General features: G+C 54.3%; 17 protein-coding genes and 1 CRISPR repeat array. Of the genes, 3 read left to right on the plus strand and 14 right to left on the minus strand.

What is annotated here, in order from left to right; translation table 11 throughout:
* Nucleotides 1-63: 63 nt before the first annotated feature.
* Nucleotides 64-381 (plus strand): ribbon-helix-helix protein, CopG family, encoded by a 318-nt coding sequence (locus tag GEOB_RS16940; protein WP_012648478.1) that lies wholly within the window; start codon nucleotides 64-66, stop codon nucleotides 379-381.
* Nucleotides 378-722, plus strand: a complete 345-nt coding sequence (locus GEOB_RS16945; protein WP_012648479.1) for a type II toxin-antitoxin system PemK/MazF family toxin — start codon at nucleotides 378-380, stop codon at nucleotides 720-722. Before GEOB_RS16940 ends, GEOB_RS16945 begins: the two co-directional genes overlap by 4 nt.
* Nucleotides 723-763: 41 nt before the next feature.
* Nucleotides 764-2,665: direct repeats of the CRISPR family, unit length 37 nt; unit sequence GTTTCAATCCTCGCCCGCCTTTACAGACGGGCGCTAC.
* A gap of 178 nt (nucleotides 2,666-2,843) precedes the next feature.
* Here GEOB_RS16945 and cas2 read toward each other — a convergent pair.
* The 8 genes from cas2 to GEOB_RS16985 form a co-directional block, all read right to left on the minus strand.
* Entirely contained in the window at nucleotides 2,844-3,137 is a 294-nt protein-coding gene (cas2, locus tag GEOB_RS16950; protein ID WP_012648480.1) for a CRISPR-associated endonuclease Cas2, read from the minus strand.
* Nucleotides 3,138-3,154: 17 nt separating this feature from the next.
* Nucleotides 3,155-4,189, minus strand: a complete 1,035-nt coding sequence (gene cas1c / locus GEOB_RS16955) for a type I-C CRISPR-associated endonuclease Cas1c (protein ID WP_012648481.1) — start codon at nucleotides 4,187-4,189, stop codon at nucleotides 3,155-3,157.
* The gene (cas4, locus tag GEOB_RS16960; RefSeq protein WP_012648482.1) at nucleotides 4,186-4,809 is read right to left on the minus strand and encodes a CRISPR-associated protein Cas4; all 624 of its coding nucleotides are present in this window, start codon (nucleotides 4,807-4,809) and stop codon (nucleotides 4,186-4,188) included. Before cas4 ends, cas1c begins: the two co-directional genes overlap by 4 nt.
* On the minus strand, nucleotides 4,809-5,852 hold the full coding sequence (locus GEOB_RS16965; protein ID WP_012648483.1) for a virulence RhuM family protein: 1,044 nt from the start codon (nucleotides 5,850-5,852) through the stop codon (nucleotides 4,809-4,811). Before GEOB_RS16965 ends, cas4 begins: the two co-directional genes overlap by 1 nt.
* Nucleotides 5,853-5,927: 75 nt before the next feature.
* The gene (gene cas7c / locus GEOB_RS16970; protein ID WP_012648484.1) at nucleotides 5,928-6,794 is read right to left on the minus strand and encodes a type I-C CRISPR-associated protein Cas7/Csd2; all 867 of its coding nucleotides are present in this window, start codon (nucleotides 6,792-6,794) and stop codon (nucleotides 5,928-5,930) included.
* A gap of 29 nt (nucleotides 6,795-6,823) precedes the next feature.
* Nucleotides 6,824-8,725 carry a type I-C CRISPR-associated protein Cas8c/Csd1 gene (gene cas8c / locus GEOB_RS16975; protein ID WP_012648485.1) on the minus strand — a complete coding sequence of 634 codons (1,902 nt, stop codon included), beginning with the start codon at nucleotides 8,723-8,725 and terminating at the stop codon, nucleotides 6,824-6,826.
* The gene (gene cas5c / locus GEOB_RS16980) at nucleotides 8,712-9,416 is read right to left on the minus strand and encodes a type I-C CRISPR-associated protein Cas5c (RefSeq protein WP_012648486.1); all 705 of its coding nucleotides are present in this window, start codon (nucleotides 9,414-9,416) and stop codon (nucleotides 8,712-8,714) included. Before cas5c ends, cas8c begins: the two co-directional genes overlap by 14 nt.
* Nucleotides 9,400-11,868, minus strand: a complete 2,469-nt coding sequence (locus tag GEOB_RS16985) for a CRISPR-associated helicase/endonuclease Cas3 (protein WP_012648487.1) — start codon at nucleotides 11,866-11,868, stop codon at nucleotides 9,400-9,402. The genes cas5c and GEOB_RS16985 overlap by 17 nt, the downstream gene beginning before the upstream one ends.
* Nucleotides 11,869-12,399: 531 nt before the next feature.
* Here GEOB_RS16985 and GEOB_RS16990 point away from each other — a divergent pair.
* On the plus strand, nucleotides 12,400-13,581 hold the full coding sequence (locus tag GEOB_RS16990) for a PAS domain-containing sensor histidine kinase (RefSeq protein WP_012648488.1): 1,182 nt from the start codon (nucleotides 12,400-12,402) through the stop codon (nucleotides 13,579-13,581).
* Between the two features lie 271 nt (nucleotides 13,582-13,852).
* Here GEOB_RS16990 and GEOB_RS16995 read toward each other — a convergent pair whose 3' ends face one another.
* From GEOB_RS16995 to ftsH, 6 genes are all read right to left on the minus strand, one after another.
* Nucleotides 13,853-14,572, minus strand: a complete 720-nt coding sequence (locus tag GEOB_RS16995) for a pyridoxine 5'-phosphate synthase (RefSeq protein WP_012648489.1) — start codon at nucleotides 14,570-14,572, stop codon at nucleotides 13,853-13,855.
* Nucleotides 14,565-15,929 (minus strand): phosphoglucosamine mutase, encoded by a 1,365-nt coding sequence (glmM, locus tag GEOB_RS17000; RefSeq protein ID WP_012648490.1) that lies wholly within the window; start codon nucleotides 15,927-15,929, stop codon nucleotides 14,565-14,567. Before glmM ends, GEOB_RS16995 begins: the two co-directional genes overlap by 8 nt.
* 74 nt (nucleotides 15,930-16,003) lie before the next feature.
* Nucleotides 16,004-16,396, minus strand: coding sequence for a hypothetical protein (locus GEOB_RS17005; RefSeq protein ID WP_012648491.1), 393 nt, complete (start codon nucleotides 16,394-16,396; stop codon nucleotides 16,004-16,006).
* Nucleotides 16,393-17,160 (minus strand): diadenylate cyclase CdaA, encoded by a 768-nt coding sequence (cdaA, locus tag GEOB_RS17010; protein WP_012648492.1) that lies wholly within the window; start codon nucleotides 17,158-17,160, stop codon nucleotides 16,393-16,395. Before cdaA ends, GEOB_RS17005 begins: the two co-directional genes overlap by 4 nt.
* A 51-nt stretch (nucleotides 17,161-17,211) precedes the next feature.
* Complete coding sequence (gene folP, locus GEOB_RS17015; protein ID WP_012648493.1) at nucleotides 17,212-18,066, minus strand: dihydropteroate synthase; 855 nt, start codon at nucleotides 18,064-18,066, stop codon at nucleotides 17,212-17,214.
* Nucleotides 18,066-19,910 carry an ATP-dependent zinc metalloprotease FtsH gene (ftsH, locus tag GEOB_RS17020; RefSeq protein ID WP_012648494.1) on the minus strand — a complete coding sequence of 615 codons (1,845 nt, stop codon included), beginning with the start codon at nucleotides 19,908-19,910 and terminating at the stop codon, nucleotides 18,066-18,068. Before ftsH ends, folP begins: the two co-directional genes overlap by 1 nt.
* Between the last annotated feature and the right edge of the window lie 83 nt (nucleotides 19,911-19,993).

Here is a 19,993-nt window from a genome sequence, read left to right on the forward strand (position 1 = left end):
TATTGACAGACAGAACAAATTGAGATACAAAATGTATTACAAAACAGAGTACAGGAGTTACTTATGCCTGCATTGAGCCTGCGCCTGCCCGAAGATCTTGATAATCGACTGGATGAAGAAGCCAATCGGGAGGGCCTGCCCAGATCAGAAGTAGCCCGCCAGGCCATATCCGAGTATATTACCCGCCGTGAAAAAGAACGTTTCATGGCCGAACTGGTGGCCGAGGCCAGCGCGGGCTATGCAAACGAGGCTATCCGCAACGAATCCATCGAAATCACGGAAGAATTCCTTCCACTGGACAACGAGGCCCTCGATATCGCCGAAAGTCGCAAGCCTGGTGAACCCCGCCCCGAGGAAACAGGCGAGCGGTGGTGGAAATGAAGCGGCGCGGCGAGATATGGACAGCCAACCTCACCCCCGGACGCGGTCGTGAAATCGCCAAAATACGGCCTGTTCTGGTCATCCAGGATAACGCCCTTACGGCAAGAGGCACGCCGATGGTGGTTATTCTGCCACTTACCACACAAGTTTACCCATCCTTCAAACTCTGGCGCATAATGATCGAGCCGCGAGACCGGCTGCTCAAGCCTTGCCAGGTCGTCGTCGACCAGCCAAGAGCCCTCGATCTCGATCGTTTCGGCGATGGCCCTTTGACCAGCCTCACCCCAGAAGAAATGGCAGCGGTGGAGAAGAGCCTAAAAGGGGTGCTGGGGCTGCTTTAACGTCTGGGCGATTTTATGGTCGGCAGTGGCGCCCCGCTGGAGGTTCAATCCTCGTCCGCCTTTGCAGACGGGCGCTACAATTACAAGGAGGAGCGGAGAGATGGAACCTATTGTTTCAATCCTCGCCCGCCTTTACAGACGGGCGCTACGTGGTAGTTTCAAAGACATGGTGTTACCCCCTGAGTTTCAATCCTCGCCCGCCTTTACAGACGGGCGCTACGAGAGAGCCAGCCGGGGGCGTGACAGCAGGCACAGTGTTTCAATCCTCGCCCGCCTTTACAGACGGGCGCTACGTCCCCGATTTTGCTGACACTGACAAGTAGATAGTTTCAATCCTCGCCCGCCTTTACAGACGGGCGCTACTAAGGGTATTATTACCAAGGCTCTATCCGATGTAGTTTCAATCCTCGCCCGCCTTTACAGACGGGCGCTACACAAGGCAGCCGATGATCCGAACTCCCAGCACACCAGTTTCAATCCTCGCCCGCCTTTACAGACGGGCGCTACTGCAGAAGAGTTCCTCGTCGGCGTGTTCTTTGTAGTTTCAATCCTCGCCCGCCTTTACAGACGGGCGCTACCCTTGTTATCGCCGCCGTAGTTGGCGTTGGTGATGTTTCAATCCTCGCCCGCCTTTACAGACGGGCGCTACAGTTCCCTATGCTCCATGCTGTGCTGGTGGATCTGTTTCAATCCTCGCCCGCCTTTACAGACGGGCGCTACAATGGACATCAACCGCACTTAAAGCATCGACGGTGTTTCAATCCTCGCCCGCCTTTACAGACGGGCGCTACATGATGTGCCTCCTGCCCGTCGCCGGGTGTGATGTGTTTCAATCCTCGCCCGCCTTTACAGACGGGCGCTACGCTGACGCCGAATTTGCCGTCGCGGTAGGTTTTGGTTTCAATCCTCGCCCGCCTTTACAGACGGGCGCTACTTCGGTGATTGCACCGTTGAAGGTATATCCTGCCGGTTTCAATCCTCGCCCGCCTTTACAGACGGGCGCTACATGAGGGCGGCCCGGCTGGCGCTGTAGGATGCGGTGTTTCAATCCTCGCCCGCCTTTACAGACGGGCGCTACCTTTGATAGCAAAGGGATATCCGAACAAATAGTGGTTTCAATCCTCGCCCGCCTTTACAGACGGGCGCTACGAACAAAAAGGGATCATCCAAAAGGGGCATGGCTTGTTTCAATCCTCGCCCGCCTTTACAGACGGGCGCTACGCGCTGGAGGTCTGCGCGCTGGCCGCCTTCCTTACAGTTTCAATCCTCGCCCGCCTTTACAGACGGGCGCTACGCCCACGCCAAGGCCTTCACCGTCGCCAAGGTGATGTTTCAATCCTCGCCCGCCTTTACAGACGGGCGCTACTTCGGTGATTGCACCGTTGAAGGTATATCCTGCCGGTTTCAATCCTCGCCCGCCTTTACAGACGGGCGCTACATGGTCCGCCATTTGCTGGGAGGTGACGAAATTGTTTCAATCCTCGCCCGCCTTTACAGACGGGCGCTACATGATAAATCACCTCCGTAGATAACCACTCGCCGGTTTCAATCCTCGCCCGCCTTTACAGACGGGCGCTACCTACCGTACCGTGGGCCGGCAGAAATCACCTGACCCAGGGGTTTCAATCCTCGCACGCCTTTACAGACGGGCGCTACGTAGTTTTCCCGCCGCTTGTAGATATCGACCTCTTGTTTCAATCCTCGCCCGCCTTTACAGACGGGCGCTACCAGGCTCAGAAGCTCATTGGCACTGCCGGCATTGAGTTTCAATCCTCGCCCGCCTTTACAGACGGGCGCTACCGGCGGTGCCGGACGTACCGCTCCTAATACTGACCTGTTTCAATCCTCGCCCGCCTTTACAGACGGGCGCTACCCCCAAGCCCACGCATGCCCGGTACGTTGCAACGTTTCAATCCTCGCCCGCCTTTACAGACGGGCGCTACCGCCCCCTCTAAAAGGGGTCAGTTTCCAGCATGTTACCAGCCTGTTTTCGCGAAACAGGCGTTTGCAGCCTAAAAACAACTTTCTGCCAAAAATTGCAGCGGCAAAAACACTGTAATTCATGACAGTTACAATTCCGCGAATCCCCCCGGTTTTCCGCATGTGCAACAGGTTCGCGTTTCATACGATCAGCGGATCATCATCAAAAAATACCTGCTCAAAAATCCCAAACGTCTCCACGTTCTTTTCACGTGGCTCGGTCAGCCGATACAACCTGAGGTTATCCTCCTTCTCTTCGATCTCCCGGAGCAGCTTGCGGCGCAGGTCTTCCAGCTTCATCTCATTCACCTGACATTCAAATACCGACTTCTGCACCCGCTGACCGTAGTTCTTGCACACCTGGGCCACTCGGCGCAGCCTTTTCCTTCCCTGCCTCGTTTCCGTGTTCACATCATAACAGACGACAATCCACATATATCCCCCGCTACAGCTCAGGTATATAAAACCGGCGTATATTCCTCCAGATCGCCGCGCAAGTGGCGGGCCAACAACCGGGCCTGCACGTGGGGTACGATGCCGAATGCAACCTTTTCCCCAAGGATCGGATGAAAGAACTCTTCCTGTTTCCGCTTCTGATAGGCGACCACAACTGTCTTGCGACCGTCTTCATTGAGATATACCGCCCCGCCGGGACGTGGTTCGAAATCCTTCTCGGTGATCTGTTTGCGGTTGATGAGGGTCAGTGCCAGCCTATCGGCAATGACTGCTCGGAATTCTTCCATGAGATCCAATCCCAGGGACGGCCTGCCGGGACGCAAGGCATGCAGGAACCCCATTTGACTGTCCAGCCCCACGCTCTCCACCGCGCTGATGCAATCGTTCAGTACCAGGGTATATAGAAAGGAAAGCAGGGCATTCATGGGATCAAGGGGGGGCCGCCGGTTGCGGTTATCCATGGCAAAGGCCGCCCGATCCCCATCCTTGACCATCTGATCGAACACGGCAAAATATGCCGCTGCCGACTCCCCTTCCAGGCCGCGCACCTGATCTATTTCGCAAATGCTTTTGAGCCTGAAAAGCGTATCCGCATGGATTTCCGAGGCCTTGCGCAAGGCCGTTTCCTCTTCGGGGCTATCGCTCTCACGGGCGCCGCGCATGAGCACCTGGCGGGCATTCTTCACCTTGCCTGCAACCATATTCCGGGCAATCGCTGCCGCTTTTCCCTTATCCCGCACCGCCTCGTACTGGGCCTGGCGCAGCAGGACGTTGCCGCTGGTCTTGCCCACCATGCGGCATTTGTACCGCCCGCTCCGGCTGAGAATCACCACCGGCCTGCCGTCATCGGCACATTTGCCGAGGAAAAAGGGACTGATCATCACATTGCCGAAGGTAACGACAGAACCAAGATGGTGAAGGGGCACCTGCATCTGCAGCTTGCCATTCACCTCCACCCGCACGGTTTCATGATCCAGGCTCAGGTATGAACCTTGAGTCATGACATATAAGGTATTCAGAAGCTGTTTCATGGTTTCACCTCGAATAATTCCCGGTAAGCCAGACGTTCACGATCTTTTTCCGCCACTACTGACGGCAGACACGATTCCTTCAATGAACAGCCCTCACAGCGTTTGTCGTTGACCGGCGGCGGCACAATGCCCTTTTCCAGCATCTCCCCAACGGCGGCAACCACTCGCACAACCTGCTCCCGCATGGCAGCAGTCATGCCGACTTCCTTCCGCTCCCGAGAACTGTGCCAGTAGAGCGCCCCTGTTTCTACCGGCACACCGAACATCTCCTCCAGACAGATCGCCTGGGCACACAGCTGAAGAGTCTCAGGGTCGCCCCGGCGCCGTCGTCCGGATTTATATTCCACCGGATAAGGAACATTGTCATGAAACTCAACCAGATCCGCCTTGCCTACCAAGTTGAGTCTTCTGCACCAGATTGGGAGCGCCCGCTCATATCGCACCCCCGCCAATTCATGGGCCGAGACTTCGTCCACTCGCTCGTGCACGTCACGCCCGCGCATGGTGTAAATGTTCTCGCTCCACACCTGTTCCACATGAATTAGGGCACACTGACGCGGGCAGTAGGCGTAGTGCTCCAGGGCCGAGATCATGACTGGATCGACATTGTCAGGTGTCATTAATTCTCCCCCGGCTTTTGCCGTGCTTCCATCTGCTTCAGTGCCTCCAGAAAATCCCTGTCAACCGGGCGGGGCAATGCATCGATCATGATACGATATCGTTCATATTCCAGTTCCGCCTTTTCTTTTGCAGCTTCAGCTGTAATCGTACCGGCATGATCCAGTAGGTCATGCTCCGAGAGCTTCAGGAAATCATCCAGCTTGCCGATCCAGTTATGCATGGTCATCGGCTTGCGACGTAGCGCTTGGAGTTCGGCGAAGTCGAGATACGCTGCCACAATACGGTTCAGCGCCTGAAGTTCCTCTCCCGTAAGGTAGTTCTTGGCGATGGCAACATCCTCTTTCCGCACTATGCCGCCGGGGCGGGTCGAAACAAGCCCCATGTGCGGCTTGTCTGCATCTGGCCGCCGGTAAATCACCTCTGCCGCCGTCTGACCATGACAGGCCCAATGCATCTTGTTCTGCACAGCGGCAAAGAATTGCTGTGACAGATCAATATTCGGCGAATAGTCAACGCTGGTCGCATAAATATCGAGTACCTTCTGATAAAATCGTCGCTCGGAAGAGCGGATGTCACGAATCCGCTCCAACTGTTCATCGAAATAATCCTTCTGCCCTTTTCCCGGCGGATTTTTCAGGCGTTCGTCATCCATGGTGAAACCTTTGAGCAGGTATTCACCCAAGAGTGCCGTTGCCCACTGGCGGAACTGGGTGCCACGATGACTGCGGACCCTGTAACCGACGGCAAGGATGGCCTCAAGCCGGTAATGCCGCAAGCTACGGGAAACATCCCGGCCCCCCTCCTGACGAACTTGTAAGTAATCCTTACAGGTTGCCCCTTCGTCCAATTCACCCTCGGCAAAGATGGCTTTAAGGTGGAGCGTCACGTTCTGGGGTGTCGTCTGAAACAGCTCTCCAATCTGCGCCTGGGTCAGCCATATGGTTTCGTCGGCAAAGCGGCACTGAATACGAGTGCGCCCATCTTCGGTCTGGTAGAGAAGGAATTCGCCGGAGGAGGGGATGAGGTCTTTCTGTTTTTTCATGTGAGTTGCCTTTGTAGGGGCGGCCCCCTGTGGCCGCCCCGGATTTTGGGCGTTGCGTGGACGCTCCCCGCAATCTCAGACCCCGTCAATTATTTCAGGTACCGGCCCATTCAGTTCATTGAACGAAATCAATAAATTCAGATCGTCAGTGTCCATGACGTTCAAGCTTCTGTGCACCTTGGCGGAAGAGCATTGGCCACTTGCGCAGTTGTGCTGCCACCATACCACTTTCAAAACCTCCATACTTCCTTCGGGACGGGCGGATGAGGCGTCATTCTCGAACAAGCGAGGGAGGACAGCCTTGATAGCCGCTGCGTCAGCATCACTGAATCCGGTCTTGACGGCCAGTTGCGGGTTCATACTGCCGTAAAAGGTATAAATGCCACGATCCACGCGGTGTTTCATCCCCATGGTGTCAGAACCACGCTTGGTGCCGTCACCTTCGCCGCTAACACTCTTGGTGATCTGGGTGCTGGTCAGGCTGACCGGGGAAATACTGAATGCCGACTGAACGCTGACAGGACCGCGAATGCCGATAGATACGCCTTTATCATCGCCGGGCTCTTCTCCCTCTTTGGCCTTGCCTTTCTTGCCACCGGCTGCCTTGAAAGCAAAGAGCTGCCCAAATGCACGGACATCAAACCAGGTTTCACAGGCTTTTTTCGCTTTCTCATCTGCTGCCTTTATCCCATCAAGCACTTCATCGGCGCGCGATTTGAGGCTTGGATGCTTGTCGTTTTTGCTGTCATCGGACTGAACAAAAATTCGTTGTCCCGCCTCCATCAAACGGTTGCGAATCTTGCGCTTGATGCAGACATCGGAAACCTCACCGTTTCCTTCGTAGATGGTGCGGGGACGGTTGCCGTTGAGGGGGTCACCGTTCGGGTTGGCGTTGGTCACTTTGAAAACTACTGCGAAATCGATTTTGTTTGACAGGCTCATATTCGTTCTCCTTTTATGTGATTTGTTGGTTAGTCGTCAGAATTATCGAGGTCATCATTGGCCCCGGTTGCCTCGCTCGCGACAGCTGGTTTCAGTGCTGCTCGCTGGCAGTGGTAACCCAGCAGGAATTCGCCGCTCAACCTGTCGTCTCTGGTGAATTCCTCGGGCGGGTCAAACTTGACATGAACGGCGTCCAACAACGATTTAACCTTGTGCGCCTTGTCACCCAGCCTGACTTTATAAGGGAGCAGCGAAAGTTCGAGAGTCCGCCATGTGCTATAAGGTCGATCAGCAAAGCGCTGCATCATCCTTTCCGCGTTGGTCGGCCTGCTTTCACCTGCCGTCCGAATCGCCCAGTGTTCCAAGTTCTCCGCTAGTGCCAGCAACCTGCCATACAGATAATCCCGAGTCGTTCGATTCTCATCAAGCGCCATAGTGTACCCCTCCTTTTCATGTCGTTTTCGATAAAGCGCACAAGCTATTCCAAGGGCCTTTTCCCATTCCCAGTACTCGATTCCGTTTTTATTGCTTGCCCGCCTGACGCACGATTCCACGAGGTCGCGAGGGATGGGCGCGCCATCCACGATGCATGGGAGCAATCGTTCTATGGTTGCTTTTCGTAACTTGTCGTCAATGCGTCGGCCATATGCCACTTCGGCAATGTCACGCGGCGCAGGTGCGCCGACGAAAATCCTGTCTTTACCGAAATATTGCAGCCAGCAACAGCTGGTATGCCACGACTCGATCCGCTCAAGGAACTCGGAGCCTAGCAGTTCACGGTAGTAGCTGATGGCCATACGACCAGGTGTGGCGGAGTCAAGTCCGAGGACAACGACCTCGTCAGTTGGTTTCAGCTTTGCCCCATAGCCAGCCAACTTTTTCGACAATGCCACGCCAACTTCCTGAGCGGTGTAGCCGGTCTTTGGCGACGCCGGTGCATCCTTGCCTCCGAACAAGAAAGCAAAGGTGTCCGCCTGAGGATCTGGGACATCCGCCCCGGACACGGCCCAGGCAACCACAGCTTGATCTCCGTCACGTCTGCCTTGGCGCTCAATCAGCCACCGCAAAGCACTATGAGCTTTTTGCGTTACCTCAATCCCTATTCCACAGGCTTCCGCATCAGTTGTGAATCGCCCCAGATAGGTAAATCCTTCCGAATCGTTTGACGAAATCAGTTTTGCTCCGTCACCGGGATAGCGAATGTTTTTCGGATGATTAGAAGCAAGGCCAGCTGTTCCACCCGTAACCATACAAAGATCGCGGTTGGTCTGCAGGCCCGCATAGTAACTGCGCCAAGAGTCCCAAAGCGATGCATCCTTCCACAGTTCGGACTGAGTATCTCCGGAGATCTCAACAGAAAACCTGACAAAAGCTTCAAATTGGCCCTTTTTGTTGGCTTGCTTGATAATCTTGAAAACAGGCGGAGCATCTGCTTCATCTATCCACTCTGCAGCCAGTTGCCCGCTGTTGTCGGCATAAAGCACTTTCTTTTCAATCAAGTCCTTTATGAGTCGCCCCTGTTTCAAGTAAGCAAACACCGACTGCAATTTCCGATGTTGTGAGCTATCAACCCATGCTTTTAGCCCTTTCAGATACGGCTCAAAACCTGATTCGTTTTTCTTTTTATTGGGATTCCCCCCATACTCCAAATAATCACCGGCTACATATTGCAACGTGTCACAGAGCGCATGGGGAGCAATTTTAGCTCCTGAACGCCCGGCTGATGCCTCCGTTGCCGGAATAATGGTCTGTGCGTCATCTTTCATCACAACAGATGCGTCCAGCAAATTACCTTGTCCATCTAGCACGACATGGAGTTGTGCATTTTGCGTACTGTGGAAAAGAGGCAGTAAAGGAACTGCATCCTTTGGATTGGCAATGTTCCCGAGGTTATTCTCATACGTCTGATGCAGCTTCTCAATCCAGCTCATCTAACAGTCCCTCCTCTCGCAGCCCGTTGGAGCTGGGTGGATTAGGGATCATCTCCCGTACAAACTTGCGCACCGTACAATCTTCCGGCGTAGTAAACTCCACCACACCATCCTTCATGACCGGCCGCCAGAACCGGCTATGCAGTTCTTTCGTGCCGGTTTCATCCGGATAATCGAATCCATGAAACATCAACCCGTATTCCAGATTGCCGTACCCGTCATACTCCCCCTTCTCTTCACCGAATGTGCACGGTTCAACATATCCCTGACATTCCCTCGTTCCAAGGAATACATCCTGACGTCCACCCTTTGCAACCATCCGCTTGGCGACATGCCAATGTTTGTCGGGATCGCGGTCATCGGCCAGGTCTTCACGGTGCACGTTCCACTCGAAATGAGCCTGTACCTGGTACTCCACGTCAGCCAGATAGGTGTAAATAGCCAGCGTATTACCCTCTTTATGATAGTTAAGCGGTTTCATGCTCTTTGACTGAGTACGGATGCGCTTCATTACCCGCACCTTGTCGATCACCCAGACAAATGTCGGTTTCCAGTAAATGGACTTGGCGACCCCCTTGAGCGCCTCGTACGTCGGAATATGATACGAACATTTTTCCCCGCCTATTTTGGTCAGCGGGTCGGTGAACAGGGCAAAGCGTCCCGTCACCTTGAAGTCAATACGGCTCTTCATTGTCACCTCCTGAAACGATGAGTAACTTCATGTCTGCAACCGGTTCCATGCTTACGCCGAACTCCTCACTGTAATGGCGCTCATCAAGGCAGTAGATGCCGCTGCCGCTCCAAACCTCATACAGCCGCCGTTGTTCCTTCAACTTTTCCAGCTCGTAGGGAAACAGGTTAACCGAATATCTCTGCGCCTCCTTGAGCAGACGCCCTTTGTCATCGAAACCGGAGGCGGAAAGGTCGGCGATGATCCGTTCCCCGGCGCCGTATGGCACTATCACCCCCTGAGAGGGGGAGTCGATAGCCTTGAAGGCCCTGGCAGCGCTCATGAACGATTGGCGGAGATAAAGCGAAGGAGCCTGTTTGTGCTCATTCAGATAAATTTGGACGGAGTCTTCATTTTTTGAAAGCAGATTCAAAAGAGTATCTCGTTGTCTGGGCATATTCCTAATGTCCCTGTCAGATACTGGAAAATCCATTTCTCCGGCACGTTGAAAGAAGTAATAATCGTAGTAACGCTCCAAGGATTTTGGACTCTGCAAGTCGCGATTGAAGAAGTCTGGGTTGTCCTTGAACTCGCGCAGCACCCGCTTTGTCACGTCCTGCGCGTTCCTGATTTCCGGCAGCCTGTCCAGCCCCTCGTTTGCCGGATTGACGATCAACACCCTGCCAATCTTTCGCAAACCATTGCGGTTGCACCGCCCTGCCGCTTGAGCAATAGAGTCCAGACCAGCCAGATAGCGGATCACCGTGCCGAAGTCCACATCAACACCGGCTTCTATCAGTTGGGTACTGATGCAGATAACCGGTAGCGGATTTTCCGGGTTGAGGCAGGCTTTAACCTTGTCGAGGATAGCCGTGCGATGAGCGGGACACATACTCGTACTCAGGTGATAGACATGGTCCAGCTTGTCGTGCAGGCGCTGATAGAGCGCCTTTGCCTGGGTCTTCTTGTTGACGATGATGAGCACGCTGCCGGATGACTCAAGCTCTTGGAGCGCGGTTTCCGCCACCGCCTCTTCCGTCCACCCGGTGTCTTTGCAGTGGTCTTCAATCCTGGCACGATGCAGGTCCCGGAACAGTTCGCCCACGTTCGGCATCATCTCCGCATCGGACGCAAGCCGCGCCGCCCCTTTCTTCGGATCAACCCTGTCCAGAATCGGCTGCGTCGCAGTGCAAAACACGACTGTCGAACCGCATTGCCCAACCATAAAATTGATGGCGTTGTTGAACAGGTGAATCGTACGGATCGGAATGGTCTGTATTTCGTCGAAGATGATAACGGCATTAGCAAGCTGGTGGAGCCGCCGTACACCTCGGGTTCCGGCGGCAAAGAGCGTTTCAAGAAATTGTACGGCAGTGGTATAGATGATGGGTACATTCCAGTTCTCAGCCAGTAGTTTGCTCTCGTTGGTGTCCTGCTCCGGGGTAAGATTTGAGTGATGCTCCAGCACGATTTGCCTGCCGTTTTTTTCAAGTGCGGCAAACACGGACCGGGCAACACGGGCATTCTGGTCAATTATGGAGGTGTAAGGGACAACGTAAATGATGCGGTCCATCCCATGCTTGGCGGCATGATGCAGGGCAAAACGGAGGCTTGCCAGTGTTTTGCCGCCACCGGTGGGGACGGTAAGTTGAATTAACCCTTTCCCCCTGGCAGCAGATTGCAGGCATGATTCGGAAATATCAGCCCTGATCTCATCTATCCGATTTCTGACCGTAAAACCTGCAAGATGGATTTCGAGTAAGTCTATCAGTGGTTGCCAATCGGGTTTATTTGCAGGTTTACGCTCCGCTGAATTCAGACGGTCTGCATCGATCAAAGCACTGAAGAGAAAGCGCGTCAGGAAGCCGAGCATGAACTGACCGATTTCCAGAGAAGGCATGTCTTTACCAAGCCGTTCAAGGAGACGACGCATTTCATTTTCTATCTGAGTTGAAGTCAGTAAAGCCTGAACACGGTTTCGCACCTGTTCTTCCAGATTCCGATCCACTTCAGCGAAATGAGTCTTATCTCCAGGCTTTTGCATACGCTTTGTGAACACATCCGCACCATCAGACGCAAGACAGTCGATCAATCCGGAATGGTGCGATGCAATGCAAAGCGCCATGATGTCCGTGGCTATCTGCCAAAACCGGGAATCCTTCTTTCCCTGTTCACGCAGATACTGAGCCCCGGCTGTGGAATGGTCAATTTTGCCTTTCATCCGACCGGCATCGACATACTCCTCCTCGTCCGGCTCAATCTTCCCTTCTGAGGATTGGAGATAGGACTGGAAGGCCGCTGAGTACTTGCCAAGATCATGAAGCAGCCCCATTAGCTCACCTATAGTCGGAAGCCCTATTTTGCCGGTATAGCTCGCGGCGAGCGTGGAAACACCTTCAAGGTGATCTTGCACACTTTGCGGCATTCCATCGGAATCACGATACCTGGCGACATATTGACTGTCATGCCTCAAAACAACCTCCTAAAGATTTCACTTATGCTCTCACTGTAAAAAATTTTTACAGTGTAAAAATTTTTTACAGTTCTTTCAGCCAGTTACACAACCCCAGCCTTTTTATAGTCCCATCATCCGCCCCCTTACAAGCCCAAAATGATCCAATCCACATTATTTATTTTTTATTTTTCAGACGTAGTGTAACCTTGCATTGCGACAGAATACGTCTTTTTGATAAATATTTTTCTAACATCCCGGTTTCCAACTACGGTGCGTTATGCTAAATTGCGTCCATCATAATGGTGAACGGGGGGAACTTGTCGCGGCACCTCTTTAATCTGTTTACGAGAAAATCAACGCATGGAAAAAATAGCGGACGTCATCATTTTAGCCGCTGCTACCAATAAGCCGGTAAAATCTTCCACACCTTCTACTTTTTCCAGTCATATTCACGCCCTTCTTTCGCCTTGACCTTCTCACCACCTATTGTTAGATTCGTTTGCATAAATTTGTTCTGATGCTTTACCCGCAAAAATGAGGTCACCGCCCATGAGTGAGATTGTCAAAATCACAAAAGAGACGGCTTTACCCACCGCCAGAGGCCGCAACATAACCGCCGCCAAGAATGATGGGCGGCGCAAACTGCTTCTTGAAAGCGCCATTCCTGCCATGATCGAGGCGATACCCGATTATGTGCTGGTCCTGGACCGGCAGTACCAGGTGCTGGCCGTGAACAGCCGGCTGCTTGACGCCTTCGGCATCGATGATCCGCAAATGCTCGTCGGCCTTAAGCCTGGCGAGGCGCTGCACTGCATCCATGCCGATCAGAACCCCGATGGTTGCGGCTCCGGCAGGCACTGCCAGAAATGCGCGGCAGTCCTGTCCATTATCGAAAGCGAGCAGACCAATGCCCAGGTGGCGAAGGAATACCGTATTACCATCGATAACGGCCAATGGAGCGCCCTGGATCTTGAAGTGGTTGTTTCTCCCCTGAAAATCGGTGATCTGCAGCTGATCCTTTTCGTTCTGAAGGACATCAGTGCCGAGAAGCGACGGAAGGTGCTGGAACAGGTCTTCTTCCATGATGTGATCAATACGGCGGGAGGGATTCGCGGCATGGCAGAGGTGCTGGCCAAGGGAATGCTGCAGACTGCCGAGGACGAAAAATACTATAAGGAGTCGATGGTAAGCCTCTCTGCCAGACTGATTGATGAGATCGTCTACCAGCGGCACCTGCTTGCTGCGGAAAAGGGGGAGTTCAGGCCGGACCCGGGCATGGTGGATGTGCCAAGGCTGCTGCAGGAGGTGCAAACCCTTTATGCAAACCATGATGTGGCAGAAGGGCGGAACCTGGTGCTGAACTGTTCGACCAATGCCAACATCATCACCGATGCTGCCATTCTGCGACGGATCCTGGGGAATATGGTCAAAAACGCCCTGGAAGCCTGCGGCCCTGGAGAGACGGTTACCCTTTCGTGCACCGAAGACGAGGAGTCCATCACCTTCATGGTCAACAATCCGGGAGTTATGTCAGAGGATGTGCAGCTGCAAATGTTCCAGCGTTCGTTCAGCACCAAGTCGGCCGAAGGGAGAGGTATCGGCACTTACAGCATCAAGCTGTTCGGCGAGCGCTACCTGAAGGGCAAGGTTTCCTTCACCAGCAACGACAAGGAAGGAACGACCTTCAGCTTTACCATTCCCAGATATTTTTCTATGAAGGGGGATGAATAGTGATTGGGGATTGGGGATTGGGGATGGGGATTGAGGGGGGTCGGCTGATGGGCCTTTTCTGAACGCATAGCGCCTGATCAGACGGAGCCGGATTCGAGATGATAACAAGGCGGCAAGGAGAAAACGACGGAGCCAACGCAGATATCGGCATAAGGTGAATTCGAGAAAAGCTCCAGCTGCAAGGCTTGCTAGTCCTGAGGACTGAGGCGTACATCAGGTACGCCTCAGGTACGAAGGGTGAGCGTAACGCAGCAGATGGATTTTATCGAATTCACGAATATTTGACCAGGTCGACCATGTCTCTAACCGCCCGATCCAACCCCACCAGCACTGCCTTTGAAATGATGGAGTGACCGATGTTGTACTCTTCGATCCCCCCAAGTGCGGCAACCTTCCTGATGTTGCTGTAATTGAGCCCGTGGCCGGCGTTGACTCCCAAGCCCAGCTTTCCGGCCAGCTTGATGGCATTTTCGATCTTTTTCAACTCTTCCTGCTCTGCTTTCCAATCGGACGCCTCGGCAAAAGCGCCGGTATGTATCTCGATGTAATCGGCGCCGCTCTTGTCGGCGGCCTTGATCTGATCGGTATCGGGGTCGATGAAGAGGCTCACGATGAGCCCTCCATCCTGGAGTTTCTGCACTGCGCCCCTGATTGCATCTAGGTGGAGCCGTACATCGAGACCGCCTTCAGTGGTGAGTTCCTGGCGTTTTTCCGGTACCAGGGTACACATGTCCGGCTTGACGGAAAGGGCGATGGAAACCATTTCGTCGGTGGCGGCCATTTCCAGGTTCAGGCGGGTCTTGATCGTCTGACGCAGAAGACGCAAGTCCCGGTCCTGGATGTGGCGGCGATCTTCGCGCAGATGAATGGTGATGCCGTCGGCGCCGGCCAGCTCGGCAATGGCAGCTGCAGCCACCGGGTCCGGTTCTGCTCCCCCTCTTGCCTGGCGGATGGTTGCCACATGGTCGATATTCACTCCGAGTCTAGCCAACTTTACTTCCTCCAATGTTCTTTTCAACCAGATCGGCTATCTCTTTGGCCCAGCCGGAAATCTGGTACTTATCCTGCCCCTCCAGCATGATGCGCAACAGCGGTTCGGTGCCGGAGTAACGGATAAGAATTCTCCCCTCGTCCTTTACCTTTGCTTCGATGTCGCCGATGAGGCCGGCCACTGCAGGGATGGTCATCACATCACGCTTTTCCGCCACCCGCACATTTACCAACACCTGGGGCAGGGCAAACATTACTTCGGCCAGCTCGGAAAGGCGCTTGCCCTGGCGCTGCATCACCGCCAGCACCTGGAGGGCGGACAGGATGCCGTCACCGGTGGTATTGTGGTCGAGGAAGATCATGTGGCCCGACTGCTCGCCCCCGAGGTTATAGCCACCCTTCTGCATCTCTTCCACCACGTAGCGGTCGCCGACAGCGGTCTTTATTACCCGCCCCCCTGCTCTTTTCACGGCAATGTCCAGCCCCATATTGCTCATGACCGTAGCCACAAGTGTCTGTTTGTTCAGCGTACCCTTCTGCAGCATGTCGGTAGCGCAGATGGCCATGATGTTGTCGCCATTCACCTCATTGCCGAATTCATCGACGAATATGACCCGGTCCGCATCGCCGTCCAGGGCAATCCCCAGGTCGGCGCCATGTTCTTTCACCGCTGCGCTGATCACCTCCGGGTGCAGGGAGCCGCAGCCGGCATTGATGTTGGTGCCGTTTGGCTTGACGCCGATGGCGATCACTTCGGCCCCAAGTTCCTCGAAAACGGCAGGGGCAACCTTGTAGGCAGCACCGTTGGCGCAATCGAGAACGATCTTCAGGCCGGAGAGGTCCATATCCTTGGGAAAGGTGCTCTTGAGGAAGACAACGAATCGCCCGGCGGCGTCGTCGATGCGGTATGCCTTACCCACTTCGTTGGCAATGGGGCGCATGGAGTCCATGTCTCCGGAAAAAATGAGCTCTTCGATGCGCAGTTCCATTTCATCGGGCAGTTTGAAACCGTCACGGCAAAAGAACTTGATGCCGTTGTCCTGAAAAGGATTGTGGGATGCGGAAATAACCACCCCGGCATCGGCCCGCATGGAAGAGGTAATGTTGGCAATGCCGGGGGTAGGAAGGGGTCCCACCTGAAGCACATCCACGCCCATGGAGCATATGCCTGCGACCAGTGCATTTTCAATCATGTAGCCGGAAAGCCGGGTATCCTTGCCGATAACAATCCTGTGCCTGCTCTTGCCGTTCCTGAAAATATGTGCGGCTGCCCTGCCAATCTGCATGGCCATTTCCGTTGTCATCGGGTAAACATTGGCCACCCCCCTGACGCCATCCGTGCCGAAAAGTTTTTTCATCGTCTGAACCTCCTGAGCTTTTAGGAGAAGTGAACTCTACTCTACACCTAATTTATATACTACAGCTTTGCTTTTTAATCTGGCTTTTTTGGCTCCGATGGCTGAGCCATTATATCAACTGCCGTCAACACTGTTTTCACCCGCAATTCATCATCCAGGGGGATAAATCTCTCAGGTTCGGCAAACCGGTTCACTCCGGCATGCAGCCCATGGAGGTCCAACTGCAGCTTTAAGCCTGTAATTTTTGCCTTGAGCAGCAGAATGCGCGGACCGGCTAAAACCATTTCAACGTAAGCAGGAGGCTTGGTTACCAGTGTCAGCCCGGCAGGCACATTACCATATTCCACCGGCACCTTCACTCTCTTTTCGCCTTGGGTCTCGCTCGTGATGAAGAGAAAGACAAGCCCCGCCAGCAGAAGGGATAGAACCCTGAGCAAGATTTTCTTCTCTGCCTGATCCATGGTCATGACAGCCACCTGGGTTCTATGAGCTTGCGCAACACCTTACGGAGAGTGATGGAGTCCAGATCATCCGATTTGTGCCCCCCGACGACAAGCGAAATGGATCCCGTTTCTTCCGACACGACCAGCACAACGGCATCCACCAGCTCAGTCAGGCCGATGGCGGCCCTGTGCCTGGTCCCCAGGTTCTTGCTGATGTCCGGGTTCTGGGTCAGAGGCAGAAAGCAGCCGGCCCTGGTCAGCTTCCCCTTCTGGATGATCACCGCACCATCATGAATGGGAGAATAGGGGAGAAATATGGAAGAAATCAGTTCGCTGGTGACCTTGGCGTCGATGTCGGTGCCTACGGCAATGAAATTGTCAATGGACATGGACCGCTCGATGACTATCAATGCACCGATCTGCCTGCCGGCGAGAGACTCTGCAGCAGTGGCCAGTTCTTCGATAATGGAATCCACCTCTTCCACTTCCCGCTCTTTCCCCTGGCGTCCCCGATTCATGGTAGCGAACGCCAGCCTGATATCCGTCTGGAAAATCACAACGAGAGCAACGAAGGAGGAGGCAATTACGGCCTTCAGCAGCAGGTGCACGGTATGCAGGCCGGCAAGGCGTGCGGCCATGGAGAAAATAAGAAGCAGGGAGAGGCTTGCGAGGATTCGTACTGCCAGTGCGCCGTTAATGAGCAGGCTTAGCCTGTAGATGACGAAGGCTGCAAGTGCGATATCCAGTGTCTGTAGTATAAGGCTCAAATTTTGCGGAAATTCCGTCATTCATTACCTGTGGTCAGGATTGCAGATGGTGCTGCCATGCTAACCGCTGTATCAGTTTCTTTTCCCATAAAGCGCACCGGCCATATCGGCAACATCGCGCATTTCCAGGACATCGTGCACCCGGACAAGGGCAGCACCGTTGTAAATGGCGACAGCGACTACAGCAGCAGTGCCGAAAAGACGTTCAGCCGGTTCCTTGCCGGTGATCTTGCCGATAAAGGTCTTTCGGGAGGCAGCCAGAAGAACAGGACGGCCAAGCTCTGAAAATTCGCTTAGGCGGCGAATGATCTCCAGGTTTCCCTCCATGTCCTTGCCGAAACCGACTCCGGGATCGATGATGATCCGTCCTGCCGGGATTCCGGCATCCTCAGCCAGTTTAAGAGACGAGCGCAGCGCAGCCGAAACCTCGGCAATAATATCTCCATAGGTAGTATTCAGCTGCATTTCCTGGGGGGTCCCCCTGGTGTGCATGACGATCAGTCCGGCACCGGCTGAAGCAACGACCTCTGCCATACGGCTGTCGAAGGTGAGACCACTGATATCGTTAATGATTTCGGCCCCCGCTGCCAATGCAGCCTCGGCAACGGAAGCCTTGTAGGTATCGATGGAGATGGGAATTTTAAGACGGCCAGCCAGCGCTTCAACCACAGGGATAACCCGGTTCAGCTCTTCCTGCTCGCTTACCGGCGGCGCATTGGGACGGGTACTTTCACCGCCGATGTCGATGATGTCGGCCCCCTGGGCTTCCATTTCCAGTGCTCTGGCAACAGCTTTTTCATAACTGAAGAAGCTGTTGCCGTCTGAAAAGGAATCGGGGGTGACATTGAGGATACCCATGACACAAGGTCGTCCGGAAAGGTCGATGGTGCGTCTGCCGATGGACCAGGAAAGCGGGAAATCAGCCATTATGCAGGGGTCACCTCGGGTGTGGCCTGTACCGGCGCGTCCGACCGAATGATCCGGTCAACCTCATCGCCACTCAGGTTTTCCTTTTCGATAAGTTCCAGGGACAATTTGTGCAGAGTATCGATGTTGTCGGAAAGCAGCTTGTACACCCGGCCGTAGTTGTCGTCGATGATGCGCCTGATCTCCACGTCGATTTCAACCGCTGTCGCTTCACTGTAATTCTTGTGGGTGGACATTTCGCGGCCAAGGAAGATCTGTTCGTCTTTCTTGCCGAAACTGACCGGCCCAAGCTTTTCGCTCATGCCCCATTCACAGATCATCTTCCGGGCAATCTCCGTAGCCCGTTCGATATCATTGCCGGCGCCGGTGGTCATGGAACTGAAGATAATTTCTTCTGCCACCCGGCCGCCAAGGAGAACGGCGATGCGGTCCAGCAGCGACTCCCGTGAATAGCTGTGCTTGTCCTCTATGGGCAGCTGCATGGTAACGCCAAGCGCCCTGCCCCGTGGAATTATGGACACCTTGTGCACCGGATCTGTACCGGGGATGAGTTTCGCCACCAGGGTATGTCCGGCCTCATGGTAGGCAGTGTTTTTCTTTTCCTCATCGGAAATGACCATGCTGCGCCGCTCTACCCCCATCAGGACCTTGTCCTTGGCATCGTCGAAGTCCTGCATGTCGACGACGCTTTTATCCTTGCGGGCGGCGAGCAGAGCTGCCTCGTTGACCACGTTTGAAAGATCGGCTCCGGAGAACCCGGGAGTACCCCTGGCAATGACCGCCAGGTCGATGTTGGGGCCAAGGGGTGTTTTCTTGGTATGGACCTTGAGGATCGCCTCGCGCCCTTTCACATCCGGGCGGGGCACCACCACCTGCCGATCGAAGCGCCCGGGGCGAAGCAGTGCCGGATCGAGGACATCGGGTCGGTTGGTGGCAGCGATGAGAATAACTCCTTCGTTTGATTCAAAGCCGTCCATCTCCACCAGGAGCTGATTCAGGGTCTGCTCGCGCTCGTCGTGCCCTCCCCCGAGACCGGCGCCGCGGTGACGGCCGACGGCATCGATCTCATCGATGAAGATAATGCAGGGAGCGCTCTTCTTGCCTTGGACAAACAGGTCGCGGACCCGGCTGGCGCCGACACCGACGAACATTTCCACAAAGTCGGAACCGGAAATGGAGAAGAAAGGTACCCCCGCCTCCCCGGCTATGGCTCTAGCGAGCAGGGTTTTACCGGTACCCGGAGGTCCCATGAGAAGGACCCCTTTGGGAATACGGCCACCAAGCTTGGTGAATTTTTTCGGCTCCTTGAGAAAGGAAATGATCTCTTCCAGTTCTTCCTTGGCCTCTTCAATGCCGGCCACATCTTCGAACGTGACCCTACCCTGGGCTTCAGTCAGGAGCTTGGCGCGGCTCTTGCCGAAGGCCATGGCCTTGCCGCCGCCCCCCTGCATCTGGCGCATGAAGAAAATCCATACTCCCACGAGGAAGATGATGGGGAACCAGGAAATAAATATCGAGAACCAGGAGAATTTCTCTTCTTCAGGTCGCGCGTTGACCGGAATCTTTTTCGCTAGGAGGAGGTCGGTCAGCTTGGCGTCGGCCGGTTTGTAGCTGCGGAATTCCTTGCCGTCAGCGAACTTGCCGATGATCTCGTTGCCCTGGATGGTAACGCTGGCCACCCGCTTATCCACATTCTTGATCTTGCCGGTCTCCACAGATTCTATGAAATCACTGTAGTCTAACTTTTCCTGGGATGGTTTTGGCTTGTTGATCAGATTGAACAACAGAATCATCATCAGGCTTATGACAAGCCAAAGGGCCAGGTTTTTATAAAACTGATTCAAGTTTACCCCCGTGATAGGTTGAAAAGCTTATTTTGCCGCGTATAAGGTTGAAAAGTTACCATAAAGGACAGTTGTTGACAAGT

This window comes from Geotalea daltonii FRC-32 (genome assembly GCF_000022265.1).
GTDB classification, from domain to species: domain Bacteria; phylum Desulfobacterota; class Desulfuromonadia; order Geobacterales; family Geobacteraceae; genus Geotalea; species Geotalea daltonii.